Origin of the sequence: Rhodococcus sp. 14-2496-1d, assembly GCF_002259365.1 — a bacterium.
In the GTDB taxonomy this organism is placed as follows: Bacteria; Actinomycetota; Actinomycetes; order Mycobacteriales; family Mycobacteriaceae; genus Rhodococcoides.
In genome coordinates this window covers 149,337-166,514 of sequence record NZ_NPFV01000025.1, presented here as the reverse complement: position 1 = coordinate 166,514, position 17,178 = coordinate 149,337, and the positions used below count along the sequence as shown (strand labels likewise).

Genomic DNA, 17,178 nt, shown 5'->3' with positions numbered 1-17,178 from the left:
CCGCTCGTGTACCCCGAAAGGCCTTACCGCTCGACTTGCATGTGTTAAGCACGCCGCCAGCGTTCGTCCTGAGCCAGGATCAAACTCTCCGTAAAAGACCTGCGAAACAACAATCCCCACAAGGGACCGTGAATCAGTCAAAGACATCAAGTCAAATCACTAGCAAAAAAACTCAACTAGCATTTCAAACAACACCCGACAACAACCACCACAAGCGGATGGCTGATACATCGAATGCTTTCACCAAAATAATTTCGGCACTGACATTCATCGACACACTGTTGAGTTCTCAAAGAACACGCACACACCGTCGCTGCCGTTTGCACGGTAACTTCGGGGCTTACACGCTCGAACCCCAGGCATGGCTGATACCATCTCGCCTTGCCTGGGTTGTTCAGTGCACACTCCGTACAACCTCGTTGTCCCAGTCCGTGAAGACCGGGTCGATGTCCGTGTCGCTCTGACTCGACAAAAGTTACGCGAAGACCAACGCTTACGCAAATCGCCTGGTCAGATGTAATTTTCGTGTGAACATCTGCCGCCGGACTCGGTCAGACGATCGCGACGGCGTCGATTTCGACCAACATCTCTTCTCGTGGCAGGCCCGTGAACACTGTCGTGCGGCTCGGTAGGACGTCGCCCGAGGTATGCGCCGACACGAACTGTCCGTAGGCGTCGTTCATGGTGGAGAAGTCTTCGCGCTTGGTCAGATAGACCCTCAGCATGACGACGTCGTCGAATGTCGCACCGCTGGCCTCGACGATGGCCTTGACGTTCTCGAGAGTGCGGGTCGTCTGTGCGGCAACATCGTCTGGGTACAGGTACTCGCTGGTGACCGGGTCGACCGGTCCCTGCCCCGAGACCTGAACGAACGGTCCCTTCCGGACTCCTTGAGAAAAGGTGTGAGCCGGTGCGGGCGCGTCTGTGGTGCGGATTTCGATCTTTTCACTCATTGTGTTCCTTCCGTCGAGCTCTCGTCCTGTGTCTTGCAGTCCTGGGTTTTTCACGGTCGCCAGCCCAATCCCTCGGAGATCGCGGCCGCGGCGCGCTGTACTTCGGGGAGTGTTGCGAGGACTTGTTGGTGATCGAGCACCATGTCGGGAACAGACATCGACACCGCTGCCACGACCTCGCCGGTTCCGTCGCGCACTGCGCAGCCGATGCAGTTGACGAACGACTCGTGCTCCTCGCGGTCCTCGGCGAACCCCTGCTCGCGCACGAGGTCGAGCTCGCGCAGATAGCGCTCGGCCGTCGTGATCGTTCGTTCGGTGAACGGTGTGTATGTGATGCCGTGTGCAATCTGCGCTCGTTCTGCCTCGGGACGGGCCGAGACCAGAACCTTCCCCACAGCTGTGCAGTGGAGTGGTGCGGGCTTTCCGATTCGCGAATACATCCGCACACTCTGTTGGGCGTCGAACTTGTCGATATAGATCACGACGCCTGCCTCGTAGGTGGCGAGATGGACGGTCTGACCGGTGATCGAGTTCAGTTCGGCCAGATGCGGCCGCGCGATGCTCCGAACGTCGCGCTGTTCGAGCGCTCGGTTGGCGAGCTCGAACAGCCTGGATCCGAGCTGATAGCGGTGATCCACGTCGTGCTGGACGAATCTGTCGGCTTCCAACGTGCGCAGCAGGCGCAGCACGGTCGTCTTGTGAACCTCGAGGACCGACGCCAACTCGTCGAGTGACCGCGGGCCGTCGCCGAGCAAGCCGAGGAGTGTCATCGCTCGCGCGAGACTTTGACTCACTGCGATACCCCCGAGTGACGCGCGGTGGTGACTGCGTAGTCCAGCCTCGCCCAGTCGGCGTCGTGCAGTTCGGCCAGTTCGATCAGCACCGCCAGGGGCAGCACCGAGGCGATGTCACCGTGCCCGGTCAAGGCACCCGCCGCGCAGAGATGCCCGAACCGAACGCGCTCGACGGAACTCCTACCCAACATCAGTCCGGTCAGATACCCGCCCGCGAACGCGTCTCCGGCACCGATCTTTTCGACTACGTCGAGCTTCAGCGCCGGTACGTCGACCCGAGAGGTTCCCTCGAACGCCGTCACGGTGTGCGCGTCGTTCTTGATCACCAGATGGCGTGGCTGCGGGAACATCTCGCGCAGCTCGGCGGGATCGGATGTGCCGAACACCAGCGCAGCTTCGTCGGCCCCCATGGACACCACATCGCTTCCCCGAACATGTTCCCCGAGCACATCTGCAGCTGCGTCCGGCCGAGACTTCCACAGCGCCGGCCGATAGTTCAGATCGAAGCTGACGACGGTGGGTAGATCCATCAGGGACCTCGTCAGGTCGGCCGCGGTATCGGAGATCGCCACGGTGATCCCGGTGAAGTGGATCAAGTCGGCACGATCGACCAAGGTCGCCGCACGCCCGTCGATGTCTCCCGGCGACAGGGCGCTCGCAGCCGAGCCGGTACGGAAGTACGTCATGGCACTGTCTCCGCACGCGAGGTCGTGTCGATCATCGGAACCCGAGCCGCGTTGCTTCACATACATGCCCGTGGGTCGCGCGTCGTCGACCGTCACACCGGAGGTGTCGACACCTGCCGCGTCCAATTGGCCGACGAGGTACCGGCCGAATCCGTCGTCGCCCACTCTCGAGATCCACGATGCATCGACGCCCAGTTGACCGAACACCCTTGCCACGTTGGCTTCAGCGCCACCGGCCGTGCGATGGAAGGTGTCCGAATTCTCCAGTGGGCCAGGCTCGGCGACCAGAACGACGAGGCCTTCGCCTACGCACACCGCTCGTGGTGCTTTCACGTCGATCTCCTCGAACTCTTGCGGGAACGCTGGCTTTCGTTGCAGACTACAAATCATAAACACATTGCGCAACTAGCGTTGCACAATACGCAACGCTTTCGATTTCGAGACCCAGGAGACGACCGTGATCGACACCGATGCCGTCGAGGCACTCAGCCGGCGAGTGCTCGGACCCGAGCACAAGGCGCTGCCACCCAGGTCGTGGGGGCACACCATCGAGAGCTTTCTCGCCACGTCGCCACGACTCTCCGAGTTCACGACGCCCGTACTCACTCTCGACAGCGCACGCATCGCGTCGAACATCTCGGTCATGGCCGAGTGGTCGGCGCGCGCGGGAGTGCTGCTCGCGCCCCACGGCAAGACGTCGATGGCCCCTCAACTGTGGAAACAGCAACTCGATGCGGGAAGCTGGGCGATCACCCTCGCAACCGGATGGCAGGTTCAGGCAGCGCGTGCGTTCGGGGTCGAACGGGTCGTTCTCGCGAATGCCGAGATCGATCCTGTCGCACTGACATGGATTGCGGCCGAACTGGATTCGCATCCGACATTCGAGTTCTATTGCTGGGCGGACAGCGTCGCGACGGTGCACGAGATGGACCGCATCCTGGCGGCGCAGGGAACACGCTCGATCCCGGTCATCGTCGAACTCGGTGGCCCGCACGGTCGCACCGGAGCGCGGACGACCGACGAGGCGATCGCGGTCGCTCGTGCCATCGCGTCGTCGCCGCGGCTGATCCTGGCCGGGGTCGGCGGCTACGAGGGCGCACTCAGCCACGACCGGACCGACAGCGGCCTCGCGGCGGTTCGGACCTACCTCGACAACGTCGCCACCCTTCATCGCGCGCTCGATGCCGAAGGGTTGTACGGCGACCATGCGATCGTGACTGCCGGCGGTAGCGCCTACCAGGACCTGGTTGTCGAGCGGTTGCACTCCCTCACCACCGGCGAGGGTGTACCTACCGACGTGGTGCTGCGCTCGGGTGCCTATGTGGTGCACGACGACGGCTTCTACTCGCAGATCTCACCACTGACTCCCGCCCGCACCGACGCGCCGCTGATGTCTGCGATGCACGGATGGGCTCGGACGGTATCCCGGCCGGAACCCGGTCTCGCGCTGCTCGATGCAGGCAAGCGGGACTTTCCGTTCGACGAAGGTCTACCGGTCCCCCAGCTGGTTCGAGGAACCGAAACCCTCGATTCCGGTGCCGCGGTCACAGCGCTGAACGATCAACACGCGTTCCTTCGCCTACCGGCCGAGGACGCCGCGGCGCTGCCGGTCGGATCGGTGGTGCGGTTGGGCCTGTCTCACCCGTGCACCGCCTTCGACAAATGGCGTCTGGTTCCCGTCGTCGACGACGCCGATGGCGACGATCCCCGCGTCGTCGATCTCGTGCACACATTCTTCTAGAAAGCCGAAACCCTTGTCCGATATCCTCATTCGAGGTGCCGACGTCATCGACGGCACCGGGTCACCACGGCAGCGTCGTGACGTTCTCGTACGCGACGGTCTCATCGCCTCGGTCGCCGAACCCGGCACCGTTCACGGTGCCGACAGAATCGTCGACGCCACCGAGGGGCACGTCCTGTCCCCCGGGTTCATCGACATGCACGCCCATTCCGATCTGCGTCTGCTGACCGACCCCGACCACTTCCCGAAGATCAGTCAGGGCGTCACCACCGAAGTCATCGGACAGGACGGAATCGCCTACGCTCCGATCGACGACGCGACGCTCGATGTGGTGCGGCGTCAGATCGCCGGATGGAACGGCAATCCCGTCGACCTCGACTTCTCGTGGCGTTCGGTCTCGGAGTACCTCGCTCGCCTCGACCAGGGCATCACTCCGAACGCTGCCTATCTCGTTCCCCAGGGAACACTGCGATACCTCGCGGTCGGCCCTGATCAGCGACCCGCGTCGCCGTCCGAGATCGCCCACATGCAGCAGTTGTTGGCACAGGGGCTGCAGGAAGGTGCCGTCGGGATGTCGAGCGGCTTGACGTACACGCCCGGAATGTACGCGGACACAAGCGAATTACGAGCGTTGTGCGAGGTCGTCGCCGACTTCGGTGGGTTCTATGCGCCGCACACTCGGTCCTACGGCGCGGGCGCGCTCGACGCGTATCAGGAGATGCTCGATCTCTCCGAGCAGACGGGATGTGCGCTGCATCTGACTCACGCGACGATGAACTTCGGCGTCAATCGGGGCCGGGCACGCGAGTTCTTGGACCGCGTCGATTCGGCGATCGCGAACGGCTGCGACGTCACCCTCGACACGTATCCCTATCTGCCCGGAGCCACCACCTTGTCTGCGCTGCTTCCGAGTTGGGCGATGTCGGGTGGCCCGGACCGCGCGCTGGAACGACTCGACGATCCGGACATGCGTCGACGCATCGCACGAGATGTCGATGTCAACGGGTCCGACGGCTGCCATGGCGTCACCGTCGAGTGGGAGACCATCCAGCTCAGCGGGGTCGCGAACCACGACCTCGATCGGTACGTCGGACGCACGATGTCCGACATCGCGTCCGAGGCGGGTAGGTCCCCGGTGGACGTGTTCTTCGACTTTCTTCGACGAGACGCGCTGGCCACCACCATCCTGCAGCACGTCGGACACGAGGAGAACGTGCGCGAGATCATGGCGCATCCACGCCATATGGGCGGCAGCGACGCGATCCTGGTCGGCGAGAAGCCGCACCCGCGCGCCTGGGGAACGTTCCCCCGCTACCTGGGTCACTACGCGCGAGACGAGCAGTTGCTGTCACTGGAGGACTGCGTCAATCACCTGACCGGCCGTCCCGCTGAGCGACTCCGCCTGCGCGCCCGCGGCACGATCGCCGAAGGGTACGCAGCCGATCTCGTCCTGTTCGACCCGGCCACCGTCCGCGACACCGCCACGTTCGAGAACCCGAAACAACAGGCCCAAGGCATCAGCCACGTCATGGTCAACGGCGCGTTCGCCATCGACGAGCATCGCCCCACTCATTCTCTGGCAGGCCACGCCCTGCGGATGAACCCCGCCGGAAGGCAAACATCGTGAACGCCATGACGACCATTCTCGAGGATCGCACACTGTCGGTGGTGCGCGCCCCGCACATCTCGGATTCTGCTGCGTTGGCAGATGCGCTCGCGCGCGGAGGAATTCGCGCGCTCGAGCTGACCTTCACCACGCCCGGCGTCCTCGCGCTGATCCGCGCGGCATCGGACGCAGGTGCAGTCGTCGGGGCGGGCACGGTCCTGACCGCCGACCAAGCCCGGTCCGCGATCGACGCCGGGGCGCACTTCGTCGTGACACCCGGGCTGCGTCCCGACGTTGCCGCGATCGTCACCGACGCCGGAGTCCCGCTGATGATGGGCGCACTCACCCCGTCCGAGGTGATGACCGCCCTCGATCTCGGAGCCGATGCCGTGAAGATATTTCCGGCTCGGACCGTCGGGCCCGCGTATTTCAAGGATCTGCTCGGCCCCTTCCCCGACGCACAACTCGTTCCGTCCGGCGGAATCAACGCGGGCAACGCTGCTCAGTTCCTGACATCAGGTGCCGTCGCAGTGACTGCAGGTACCGATGTGGTCCCACCGGCGTCGGTCGCGGCCGCCCAGTGGGACGACATCACCGTGCGAGCGCAGGCGTTCGTGGCGGCTATCAGTGCACACATCAAGGAAGGCTCGTCATGAATTCTGTCGTCGACTGGCTCAGGACCTCGACTCCTGGTCTACTCGTACTGTGCGGCATCGCAATTGCCGTACTGCTCGTAGTCATCATCAAGGTCAAGCTCGAACCGTTCATCGCACTTCTCATCGTCGGCCTCGGATTGGCTCTGGCTGCCGGTTTGCCCGTCAACGAGATAGTCGGCACCGCGATCAAGAGCAACGAGTCGCTTCTCGAAACCGGGTTCGGCGGCATCCTCGGGCACATCGCAGTCATCATCGGACTGGGAACGGTTCTGGGGGCGATTCTCGAAAAGTCGGGTGGTGCACAGGCTTTGACCGCCAAACTACTCGGGGTCTTCGGCGAACGCGGTGCACCCATCGCAATGGGACTGCTGGGGCTGATCTTCGGCATCCCCGTCTTCTTCGACATCGGCATCTTCGTGCTGGCACCGCTGGTGTACGTGGCGGCGCGTCAAGGCGGAAAGTCGTTGGTGCTCTATGCGCTGCCGATGCTGGCCGGGTTGTCCATGACGCACGCCTTCCTGCCGCCACACCCAGGTCCGGTCGCCCTCGGCGGGTTGCTCGAGGTGAACCTGGGCTGGCTCATCCTGTTCGGATTCATTTGCGGGATACCAGGATTCATCGCCGCCGGCCTGGTCTGGGGTAACTGGATCGGTAAACGCGTCATCGTCGACGTCCCCGAGGACTTCATCAACGACGGCGACGACGCAAGCACCACCGAGAGTGGAGGCGCAGGCACGGTCGCAACCAAGCGCCCGGTCGTCACGACGCCGCCGTCGGTGGGCACGATCGGAGCGATCATTGCCGTTCCACTGGTCCTGATCCTCGGGGCCACGTTCGGCAGCATTCTGCTCGATCCCGGAAATCTCCTCGAAGTACTCACGTTCTTCGGTACACCGGCCGTCGCGCTGCTCATCGCAGTTCTGATCGCGTTCTACGTTCTGGGAATTCGACGCGGATCCACAGTCCAGGAACTCAGCAAGCTGACCGGAGAGTCACTTCGTCCGGTGGGCATGCTGTTGCTGGTCGTCGGAGCTGGTGCGTTCTTCGGGAAGGTCATCTCGGCCACGGGTATCGGCACGGCGTTGGCCGACACCATGGCAGCCGCGGGCCTACCGATCATCGTCTTGGCCTACATCATCAGCTGCGCCCTGCGCGTGGCGCAGGGCTCGGCCACAGTGGCCATCGTGACGACCGGCGGAATCGTCGGACCCCTGGTAGCGGCGCAGGACTACTCGGCTCCGGCCGTGGCGCTCATAGCCATGTCCATCGCGGCGGGCTCGATCATCGCCAGCCACGTCAACGACGGCGGATTCTGGATCATCGCGAAGTTCTTCAACCTCACCGTCAAGCAGACACTGCAGACGTGGACGGTCCTCGAGACCATTCTGTCCGTGGTCAGCTTCGCCGTCGCGGGGATTCTGTTCGCAATCATCGCCTAGAGCCGGTGGCGCGATTCAGTGGCCCGAACAGCAGTGAATCGCGCCTCTGCGCCTATGGTGTCATTCAGTCGCGCCACTGTGTCCGCACTTGATCGCCGACGAAGTGCGTGTTCTCGGCAGACATCTCCCGGCTCCCCGACCGCCCGACGAGGTCGTCGATCCGATCGTCCAGGCTGTGCGCGCGGGCCATCGCGTCGGAGGTGCGTGCCTCGGTCTCCGAGGACTCGACCACGTTCGCGAGCCGAACCAGCGCAGCCACCCGTCCGGTCAACTGTTTCCACACCACTTCCAGTGCGACACGGCGGGATTCGACCTGCGCTGCTGTCTCCTCGTCGACCATCGTTTCACCGATCCGATTCAACTCGGTCGCTACCGTATGCAACGAGGTGGCATCGACCGAGATCTCGGTGAGTTCGACGAACAGGTCCAGCTGTTTGCGTTGGATCTCGAAGTACGTCGACTGCCATGCCGGCGACCGACGCACCCGATCGAACGCCGTGCCGGCAAAGAACAGCAGGGTGTCGTAACGATCGACGAAGCGGTCGTCCTTTCGATCCACGAACTGATCCACCACTCCTGTCGCCCACTCGACCCTGTCGGCCACCGGAGTTCTGCGCGCCAGCGTGCTCACCCGATCCGTGGCCGCGTCCACCAGCGAGAGGCCACGCTCGGCGATCGGGCCGAACTTCTGTGGTGCAGGCGTTTTCGTCAACGCATCGAAGATCGTGTCCCGCTGGTCCAGGTCCAGATGCACACCTTCCCTGCGCTCTTTGCGCGCCGCGCGTACCCCGGTGGCGTAGTGGCGATTCGACATCACCACGGTGGTGCGGTGGTGATTGACTCGTTTGGTCAACTCGGCAGCACGGAGTTTGTACACGAGCGCCGATCCGGGCTTGTTCGTCGTGTCCTTGCCGAGCCAGCGATCGCGCTCGTCCACCAGATTGCGCAGTGCGCCGAATCCTCCGATCGACGGCAGCGAGCGTCCGGCATGCCATCGGCCGACGAGGACTGCTCGAGTGGCCTCGTCCACTCGTCCGGCCGCGATGGCGACAGCCGCCGCGTCGGACAGCTGCTCGGAGCGACCGGGCAGCCGGCAGTCGGCACAGCGGCGATGGACCTCGTCGTCGAACCGGGCACGCTGATCGGCCGACTCACTGCGATCGAACTCGGACATCGTCTCTCCTAGGTCGCGCCGAATCGCCGGCGTCGTCGACGGATCGCTTGCCATCGAGTGTTCCAGAAGGTCAGATAAGTCCGCGCAACGATTGTTCGGTCTGCGGCTTCTTCTCCGCCAACAGGCTGCGCGCCACGTCGAGCCCCTCCCAGACGTTCCACATGAGCACGCCCCGGACGACGGCATCGTCGTCGAGGTAGTAGACGACGCCTTCCTTCCCCACCGATTTCCAGTCCTCGACGACGGTCAGCGTCGTGGACACCGTGCCGATCGCTTGATAGCCGTCGTCGTACACGTCGGAGTAGAAGTACGGGGTGTACGTGTAGGGATCTGCGGCACCGGCCATGTTGCGTCCGGCAGCCTTACCCATCTCGGTCGCATTGTCGACATGCTCTATGCGTCGGCGTCCGAGAATGGCGTCGGGGTAGTTCGCCACGTCACCGGCGGCGTAGACGCGTTCGTCCTCGGTGCGAAGAAACTCGTCGACGATCACGCCGTCGTCGACTGCCAGCCCCGCAGCCTCGGCCAGTTCCGTGTCGGGTCGCACGCCGAGTCCGAACACGACTCCGTCCGCCTCCACGGTCGAACCGTCGTCGAGTTGCAGTTGTACGCGCGCCGACGCCTCGGCTCCGGAAACGACCCTCGTTCCTCGGCGCACGGTCACACCGTGGCCGGCGAAACCCTTGTCGAAGCCGGCAGCCAGGCTCTGCGGAAACATGTGTCCGCCGAGCACGGAGTCCGACGTGACCAGTGTGACCTTCACATCCTGGACAGACAGCGCAGCTGCGATCTCGGTGCCGATGTATCCGCCGCCGACCACGGCGATGTGGTCGGCGGTCTTCGTCAGTTCACGCAGCGCCCGGTAGTCGGCGAAGGTGCGGAAGTACACCACGCGCGGGCTGGGGGCCAGTTCGATGCGAGTCGGCGTCGCCCCCGTTGCCAGGAGCAGCTTTCCGTACTCGTGGGTGTCTCCGGATTCCATGGTGACCGACGAGTTCGAGCGGTCGACCGATATCACTCGAGTTCCGGTGTGCACCGATGCGTCGGTGTCGGACGCCGTGTCGAGCGAGACCTGATCGCGGCCGAATTCCGGGTCGGTCCACAGCTTCTTCGACAGCGCCGGCCGGGTGTACGGCGCGTCGGGGTCCGCGCCGAGTATTCCGATGGAGCCCGTCGCGTCCTGCTCGCGGATTCCGCGAGCTGCACTGTCCGCAACCATTCCCCCACCGATGATCAGGTAGTCGTAACGCATCGTTCACTCCTCGAAAGTCGACGTATCCGCTCCGCGGCTACCCGGAACATCGCGAGAAGAATCCTTCGAGCCGTTCCGTCCGAAGAACCCGCAGGTAGCGGAACCGACCGGACTGTATGCAGCATCACACCCCGAAGAGGTTGGCCCAGGCCCGTCGAGTGGGCATGTTGGTTTGGGCGACGAAACATCGTTTTTACTCGGATGGAGCTGTAACGGTTCCGGCCGACCGAACGACTCACACCTCAGGACGCGAACAAAAGGAGACGATGTGACTGTTCAGATCGATTCGCTCGCAATTGGCACCGACAGTGCCGACATCGCGACAGCTGACGTCGACCAGCTCTTCGACGAAGTTTCAACGCTGGACGCCACCATCCTCGACGCCATCGAGCGTCGCACCCGGCTGGCGCGCACGCTTGCTGCGGCAACGCCCGGCACCACCGAGTCGGACGAGGCATCCGGCCCCTACGCAGATCTCGGCAACGACGGCCACGTCTTCTCGCGCATGCTGTCGCGCCTCGCGCAGATCACGCGATAGCCAGCAGATCACGCGATAGCTACACGCCCCCTTCAGCTTCGCAGTCCGCGACCCCGTCGAGCACCCGCTCGGCGGGGTCGCGTCGTGTCGGCACATCTTCACCCGATGACTTTTCGGATCGACAGCTGTCAGTACGAGCAAGACCGTTGTTCGACGGTTCGACGCAGCAGGTTCTTCACGGAAAAGGTGTGTACCCATGTCACGTTTGTTGTTCGCCAACATGCCCGTTCGCGACGTCGTCGCCACCCGCGCATTCTTCGAGGGTCTCGGCTTCGAGTTCAACGACATGTTCAGCGACGAGAACACCGCTTCCATGATCGTCAGCGATCAGGCGACGGTGATGTTCCTGGCCACCGCGCGATTCGAGGACTTCATCTCGGACTCGATCTGCGACACCGGCTCGGCCCGAGAGGTGCTGATGTGCATCTCTGCCGACAGCCGCCAAGAGGTCGATTCGCTCACCGACGCGGCGATCGCCGCGGGTGGATCGAAGTGGATGGAACCACAGGACCACGGGTTCATGTACGGAAGGGCGTTCCGAGATCTCGACAATCATGTGTGGGAAGTGATGTGGATGGACCCGTCCGCCGTCTCGGAGAGCTGACCGACCTTTGTTCTAGAGGCGGTCGGGCAATCCGAATCGATCGAACAGAGTCAGATCGAAGAAGCAGGCCACGTGTCCGACCCCTCTGGCATCGACATCGAGCACGTGCAGCTGGAACGGCCGGTGCACACCGTCCTCACCCAGCATGTACAACCCGTACGCCGGTTGTCCGTTGGCAGATGTCGACACCATCCGCATATCGCCTGCGCCGTTTGCCGGGCAGTTGTTGCGGATGAGCGATCCGATCGTCTCGCCGCCCTGGTACCACCCGACGAACGGCGGCATCTCCCACACCGCGTCAGTGGTGAACAACGTGACCAGCCGGTCGATGTCGTAGGCCTCGAAACAGTCCACGTACTGGGCGAGCAGTTGCTGCAGTTCTGCCGATTCGATCGGCTCGATGTCGTCCAAATCGGGCGCGATCTCGTCGAGGCGCTCCCTGGCTCGCTGCAGGAGGCTGTTGACCGCGGTCGTCGTCGTGGCGAGAACCTCGGCAACTTCCGACGCTTTCCACTGCAACACTTCGCGCATCAGCAGCACCGCGCGTTGTCGCGACGACAGGTGTTGCAAGGAGGCGACGAAGGCGAGCCGCACGGATTCCTTCGCCACCACGATCGATGCGGGATCACTCGCATCCGCCAGATCGGAATCTGCAATCGGCTCCAACCACGGAATCTCGTTGTTCTGCACGAGTTCGTCGGTGGGGCCTGAACTCGGTGCACCCAAGCCCGTCGGCAGGGGACGCTTCGCCCGGCCGTCCAGAGCGGTGAGGCAGGTGTTGGTTGCGATTCGGTACAGCCATGTGCGCAGGGACGAACGGCCCTCGTACTTTGCGTACCCCCGCCAGGCGCGAATGTACGTCTCCTGCAACAGGTCCTCGGCATCGTGGATCGACCCGGTCATGCGATAGCAGTGCGCGAGCAACTCACGACGGAAGGGATCGAACTGCTCGACGAAGTCGTCCTTCTGTTCCGAAGCCACGGTCATGCGGTAGAGCGTAAACCGCACACAGTCACGCCACAGCTCGAATGCGCGCCGCCGACAGGATCGGCGGTACTTCTGCGTTAACCTCGGCATCGTGACATCGGCAACGAGTATCGACGACTTGGTCGAAGAGCTGTACCTGCAGCGTCGTCGAGCGTGGGAAGCCGCTCTCGTCACCGCGCAGAATTTCCTCGAGACCATCGCCGACGAGATTCTCGAGGACGTCGATCGAGACCGACTGAATGCACAGACGGCACGCATCAAGGACCCGGGCAGATCGGCCGACAAGCTGCGCCGCTATCTGTCCGAGGGACGCATCACCGAGCCGACCGACGCCGATGCCGTCGCCGAGGCTCTGCCCGATCTCGTCGGCGTCAAGGTGCTCTGCAAGACCCCGCGCGATCAGCTGACGTTCGTCGCTGCTCTCGAGCGTGCGTGCAACGACCCGGAATGCTCTGTTCGGTTCGCGCAACCACCGACCGATTACGTCGCCTTTCCCAAGCCAAGTGGCTATCGCGCATACCACGCGGTGCTGGTCGTCCGAGTCGCAACGCATCAGGGTGATCTCGATGTGAAAGTGGAAGTTCAGGTCAAGACGCGCCTGCAGGACGCCTGGGGCGAGCTGACCCACGAAGACATGTACAAGCCCGGTGAGGCGCTCAAGCCGACCAAGAAGCACACCGACTACGCCGCACACATGGCCCACCTGCTCGATCAGGTCGATGCGATGGCCGACGATCTGGCCGCGCAGCTCGACTCGTTGACGGCCGCGTCGAAGGACGGGGGCGTGCTCGCGGCCGACCCGATACCGAAGGACCCGGACTTCATCAGCGCCAGGGTCACCCGTACCGGTCCACGCTATGCACTCGCCGTCGGACCGGACGGCCGTAGGGGCCTCGTTCCCGCTCGATCGGTGAAAGCAGTCATCGGCTCGACCGACCGGATCGCCGTCGACGATTACCTCGAAGTCGGCGACTTCATCGATGTGGTGGTCGAGGACTCCGAGGATGCGCTCTACTACCACCTCACCTCGCAGCCGCCGCGACGCAAACCAGCGAAGAAGCGCAAGCGCTGACCGGCGGTTCTCAGGAACATCTCACGTCGGTCCGGTAGACATGCCTTCTCGTGACCACTACCGAGAAATCCACGGTCGTCACCGATGCCGACAGTGTCGACACAGCGACCGACGAAACAGCCACCACAGACCGGCGCTCGGCGTTACGTTCCGCCGAGACGCTGGTGCCGGTCGTCTCCTTCGCCGTGCTGGCGACCCTGTATTCGGTGATGTCCGTCCTCGGCCATCGCCAGCTCCGTACGTCCGGATTCGACCTGGGGATATTCGTCCAACAGATCGCGTCGTACTCGCAGTTTCGCGCGCCGACATCCGACCTGCTCGGCACCGGCTACAACACGCTCGGCGATCACTTCTCGCCCATCACCGCGTTGCTGGGGCCCCTCTACCGACTGTTCCCGCACGCCGAGACACTGCTGATCGCACAAGCGGTGCTGTTCGCGCTCGCAGTGATTCCGATCAGCCGACTGGCGGTACAGAAATTCGGCACGGTCGTGGGCATCGTGACGGCCGCGGCGTTCGGACTGTCGTGGGGCGTGCAGGCCGCGCTGAACTTCGATTTCCACGAGGTGGCGTTCGCGATGCCCCTGCTGGCCATGTCGATGGTCGCGCTGGTCCGACAGCATTGGCTGCCGGCCCTGGCCTGGGCTCTACCGTTGGTGTTCGTCAAAGAGGACATGGGCCTTACGGTGATCGTCATCGGGGCGTTGGTGGCGCTGTGGACGACCGGCCGAACGCGCCTTGCGGGGGCGCTGACTGCTGTGTGGGGACTGACCTGGGTAGTGCTCGCGGTCAAGGTGATCATCCCGGCCCTCAGCTCGGACAACTCGTACGATCAGGGCTCGAAGCTGCCTCCGCTCGGCGAGGGCATAGCCGACACCGCGCACGGTCTGGTTGCCGGCGATTCACGGGCGGCCACCGCCTTTCTGCTTCTCGCGGTCACCGGCTTCTTCGCCCTGAGATCGCCACTGCTCCTGGTCGCGGTCCCGACGGTCGCGTGGCGCTTTCTCAGCGACAACACCAACTTCTGGAAGCCGATCTACCACTACAACGCGATCCTGATGGTCATCGTGTTCGTCGCCCTGCTCGACGCGTTGGCGCGTAGCCACCGCCACGGTCAGCTCACCGAACGTGGCCGGAAGCTGATCGTCGCGTTCGTGGCAGCCTTCGCGGTCATCGCGCTGCCGTTCCTGCCCATGTCACGTGTGGTGCACGCGCAGGAATGGACGATCGATCCGCAGGCCGCGACCGCACGAGAGATCTCCGAGTGGATTCCCGCCGGTGATCGGGTTGCGGCGTCGAACAATCTCGTGGCTCAACTCGTCGCCGACCACGAGGTCTCGGTCTTTCCGCAGCGTACGACCGATTCGACCGTCCCGGATTGGATCGTCGTCAACCGGCAACGACCTGCGGGGTGGCCGACGGACGAGACCGGCGACCGTCAGGCGATCGACCGGGCGCTGGCGAGCGGATACGACGTCGTGTTCTCCGTCGACGGAATCGAGGTCCTGCACCGCGAGTGAGTGGCCCCGATTAGTGTTCGAACGAGTCGACCTCCCAGTCGGCTCACAAGACGACTACCGCAAGGCAGGTACAGGACATCGACGCTCGAACCGGCGATCTCGGCGCCACCAGGACCGCATCGAAGCGCTCACCGTGGAATCGGAAGAATCCCTATCGCGCGCAGATTCTGGGCAACCGACGTCTCTCCGGCCCCACGTCGGCCAAGGAAGTTCGACACTTCTCGATCGCGCTCGGCGAGAGCGGCATCGCCTACGAGGCCGGCGACGGATTCGGCGTCAAACCCGTCAACGACGCGGCGCTGGTCTCGGCCGTGATCGAGCGTCTCGGAGTGCCTGCCGACACCGCTGTCCACACCAAATCCGGTGAGATCACCCTGGCGGATGCCTTGACCACGGACTACGAGATCGGCATCCCGTCCATGGATCTGATCGAGGCCGTGGCCGAACGCGCCGGTGACGCCGAGCTCGATCACGTTCTGCAGAACGGCGACCGCGCGTCGTTCGACGCCTGGACGTGGGGTCGGGACGTCGTGGACGTTCTCGACCTCGATCGGTCGGGAGCGTTCGATCCAGCCGAGTTCCTCGGACTGCTGCGACCACTGCAACACCGGGTGTACTCGATTTCCTCGTCTCCGCTCGCGCACGAGGGCACCGTGCATCTGACCGTGTCCACGGTCCGATATCGGTCCGCCGAGCGTGATCGCGGCGGCGTCTGCTCGACGTATCTGGCCGACCGCGTCGGGGAGCAACAGCAAGCCGGGGTGTTCCTGTCGGCCAACAAATCGTTCCGCCTTCCATCCGACGACACCCCGATCATCATGATCGGGCCGGGAACCGGAGTGGCACCGTTCCGAGCTTTTCTGCACGAGCGTCGAGCCCGGGGCGCAACAGGCGAGAATTGGCTGTTCTTCGGCGATCAGCATCGAGCGAGCGACTTCCTGTACGAGGACGAACTGGTCGATTTCGAGCGCGACGGTCTGCTGACTCGACTCGATCTGGCCTTCTCCCGCGACCAGCCCCAGAAGATCTACGTTCAGCACCGCATGCGTGCGGCAGGCAAGGAGCTGTACGGGTGGCTCGAAGCGGGTGCGCTGATCTACGTGTGCGGCGATGCGGCTCGGATGGCCAAGAGTGTCGACGAGGCACTGCACGAGATCGTCGCAGAGCACGGTGGCCGCTCCCCCGACGCCGCCGAGGACTACGTCAACGACCTCAAGCGATCCAAGCGCTACCTTCGCGACGTTTACTGACCCAGGTTCTTGTCGGACCCTCTCGCTACGGTCTCGGATACAGGCATCAGTTCTCGTCCGACAAGAGGGTTCGCATCGTGACCGCATTGCAGAACGGCCATTTCGACTCCGCCACCGCGCTTGCGTGGGCCACGTTCACCGAAAACCTGCACGCCCGTCTTCGGACCCTGCCGAGACGTGACTACATCACGGTTTCCGCTGCCCAGGCGAGCCCCGGTGAGCGCGGATTGCGGCCGTACATCGACGTGGCAGCGACCGACGGCGGCGTGCTGGTGTCGGTGGCAGCGCTGCCGTCACTGCTGTACCCGGATGCCCCGGACGCAACGGCCATGGATGTGCAGCTCCTCGACTTCGGTTGGCTGGATCGAGGCAAGCCGGTCGCAGACGGGTCGATCATCGATCTCACGCGCACCGACACCCGAGCAGATGCAGCGCTCGTCGCGGAGATGATCACTTGCGCATTCCGGGAGCTCTGGAACGTCCCACATCCGTCGTTCCTGAGCGTGTGGAGCGTCGCGGCCGACGCTGCGTCGTCGGGACCGGTCGACCTGCAGCGCGGGTTCGTCGGTAGCACAACCGTCGCAACGACCGAAAGCCCGTCGGAGACATCCGAGGACGTGCCTGCCGAGCTGAGGTCACTGCAAGCGTTGTGCCAGTTGGTCGGTCGACGCGTCGATGCGCACACCGTTCGATCGGTGTGCGCCGACGGCGATATCGACGCGTTGAAAGCGCAAGCACTGTCGCTGCATCGATCGGCCGCCGTCCGGGCTCGCCCCTCCGCCGACGCGACTGGCAACAACTCGATCGGGGTATGGAAGAACCTGGCCCGCACGTGGCTTCTGGTCGCACACAGCATGGACGTCGTGACGAGGGCAGACCGGCATGCGTGCCGGTGACGAACACGAT

At 63.9% G+C, this 17,178-nt stretch carries 15 protein-coding genes, 1 rRNA gene and 1 pseudogene; 10 read left to right on the top strand and 7 right to left on the bottom strand.

The genetic code is table 11. The features are described from left to right. The 4 genes from CH296_RS18745 to CH296_RS18730 all read right to left on the bottom strand — a co-directional run. Positions 1 to 95, bottom strand: a 16S ribosomal RNA gene (locus tag CH296_RS18745); the annotation flags it as partial. A 456-nt stretch (positions 96 to 551) separates the two neighbouring features. After that, positions 552 to 953, bottom strand: coding sequence for a RidA family protein (locus tag CH296_RS18740; protein ID WP_094659235.1), 402 nt, complete (start codon positions 951 to 953; stop codon positions 552 to 554). 50 nt (positions 954 to 1,003) lie between these two features. Then, positions 1,004 to 1,747, bottom strand: coding sequence for an IclR family transcriptional regulator (locus CH296_RS18735; protein ID WP_094659234.1), 744 nt, complete (start codon positions 1,745 to 1,747; stop codon positions 1,004 to 1,006). After that, positions 1,744 to 2,766 carry a sugar kinase gene (locus CH296_RS18730; RefSeq protein ID WP_256980503.1) on the bottom strand — a complete coding sequence of 341 codons (1,023 nt, stop codon included), beginning with the start codon at positions 2,764 to 2,766 and terminating at the stop codon, positions 1,744 to 1,746. Before CH296_RS18730 ends, CH296_RS18735 begins: the two co-directional genes overlap by 4 nt. Positions 2,767 to 2,890: 124 nt before the next feature. On the opposite strand from CH296_RS18730, the gene CH296_RS18725 reads away from it, so the two are divergent. From CH296_RS18725 to CH296_RS18710, 4 genes are read left to right on the top strand one after another with little or no spacing between them, the layout of a single operon-like run. Beyond that, a complete protein-coding gene (locus CH296_RS18725) occupies positions 2,891 to 4,174 on the top strand; it encodes an amino acid deaminase (RefSeq protein ID WP_094685487.1) in 1,284 nt (427 codons plus the stop codon). A 13-nt stretch (positions 4,175 to 4,187) separates the two neighbouring features. Beyond that, positions 4,188 to 5,801: an amidohydrolase family protein gene (locus CH296_RS18720; protein WP_256980502.1), complete on the top strand. Its 1,614-nt coding sequence runs from the start codon at positions 4,188 to 4,190 to the stop codon at positions 5,799 to 5,801. 5 nt (positions 5,802 to 5,806) lie between these two features. Next, complete coding sequence (locus tag CH296_RS18715) at positions 5,807 to 6,436, top strand: bifunctional 4-hydroxy-2-oxoglutarate aldolase/2-dehydro-3-deoxy-phosphogluconate aldolase (protein ID WP_094685485.1); 630 nt, start codon at positions 5,807 to 5,809, stop codon at positions 6,434 to 6,436. Then, entirely contained in the window at positions 6,433 to 7,875 is a 1,443-nt protein-coding gene (locus tag CH296_RS18710) for a GntP family permease (protein ID WP_094685484.1), read from the top strand. Before CH296_RS18715 ends, CH296_RS18710 begins: the two co-directional genes overlap by 4 nt. Positions 7,876 to 7,939: 64 nt before the next feature. Here the strand turns inward: CH296_RS18710 and CH296_RS18705 are convergent, their stop codons facing one another. Beyond that, positions 7,940 to 9,049: a hypothetical protein gene (locus CH296_RS18705; RefSeq protein WP_094685497.1), complete on the bottom strand. Its 1,110-nt coding sequence runs from the start codon at positions 9,047 to 9,049 to the stop codon at positions 7,940 to 7,942. A 70-nt stretch (positions 9,050 to 9,119) separates the two neighbouring features. After that, a complete protein-coding gene (locus CH296_RS18700; RefSeq protein WP_094685483.1) occupies positions 9,120 to 10,301 on the bottom strand; it encodes an NAD(P)/FAD-dependent oxidoreductase in 1,182 nt (393 codons plus the stop codon). Between the two features lie 268 nt (positions 10,302 to 10,569). Here CH296_RS18700 and CH296_RS18695 point away from each other — a divergent pair, with 268 nt between their 5' ends. After that, entirely contained in the window at positions 10,570 to 10,839 is a 270-nt protein-coding gene (locus CH296_RS18695) for a hypothetical protein (RefSeq protein ID WP_032395082.1), read from the top strand. Between the two features lie 196 nt (positions 10,840 to 11,035). Beyond that, positions 11,036 to 11,443 carry a VOC family protein gene (locus tag CH296_RS18690; RefSeq protein WP_094630692.1) on the top strand — a complete coding sequence of 136 codons (408 nt, stop codon included), beginning with the start codon at positions 11,036 to 11,038 and terminating at the stop codon, positions 11,441 to 11,443. Positions 11,444 to 11,455: 12 nt separating this feature from the next. Here the strand turns inward: CH296_RS18690 and CH296_RS18685 are convergent, their stop codons facing one another. Then, on the bottom strand, positions 11,456 to 12,430 hold the full coding sequence (locus CH296_RS18685) for a sigma-70 family RNA polymerase sigma factor (protein ID WP_032395156.1): 975 nt from the start codon (positions 12,428 to 12,430) through the stop codon (positions 11,456 to 11,458). A 91-nt stretch (positions 12,431 to 12,521) separates the two neighbouring features. On the opposite strand from CH296_RS18685, the gene CH296_RS18680 reads away from it, so the two are divergent. The 4 genes and pseudogenes from CH296_RS18680 (at position 12,522) to CH296_RS18665 (ending at position 17,168) form a co-directional block, all read left to right on the top strand. Further along, a complete protein-coding gene (locus tag CH296_RS18680) occupies positions 12,522 to 13,502 on the top strand; it encodes a GTP pyrophosphokinase family protein (RefSeq protein ID WP_032395080.1) in 981 nt (326 codons plus the stop codon). 50 nt (positions 13,503 to 13,552) lie between these two features. Beyond that, entirely contained in the window at positions 13,553 to 15,022 is a 1,470-nt protein-coding gene (locus CH296_RS18675) for a DUF2079 domain-containing protein (RefSeq protein WP_094685482.1), read from the top strand. Positions 15,023 to 15,096: 74 nt separating this feature from the next. After that, positions 15,097 to 16,272 (top strand): annotated as a pseudogene (locus tag CH296_RS18670) (sulfite reductase subunit alpha); the annotation flags it as partial. A gap of 77 nt (positions 16,273 to 16,349) precedes the next feature. After that, the gene (locus CH296_RS18665) at positions 16,350 to 17,168 is read left to right on the top strand and encodes a hypothetical protein (protein WP_094659228.1); all 819 of its coding nucleotides are present in this window, start codon (positions 16,350 to 16,352) and stop codon (positions 17,166 to 17,168) included. The last annotated feature ends 10 nt before the right edge of the window (positions 17,169 to 17,178 follow it).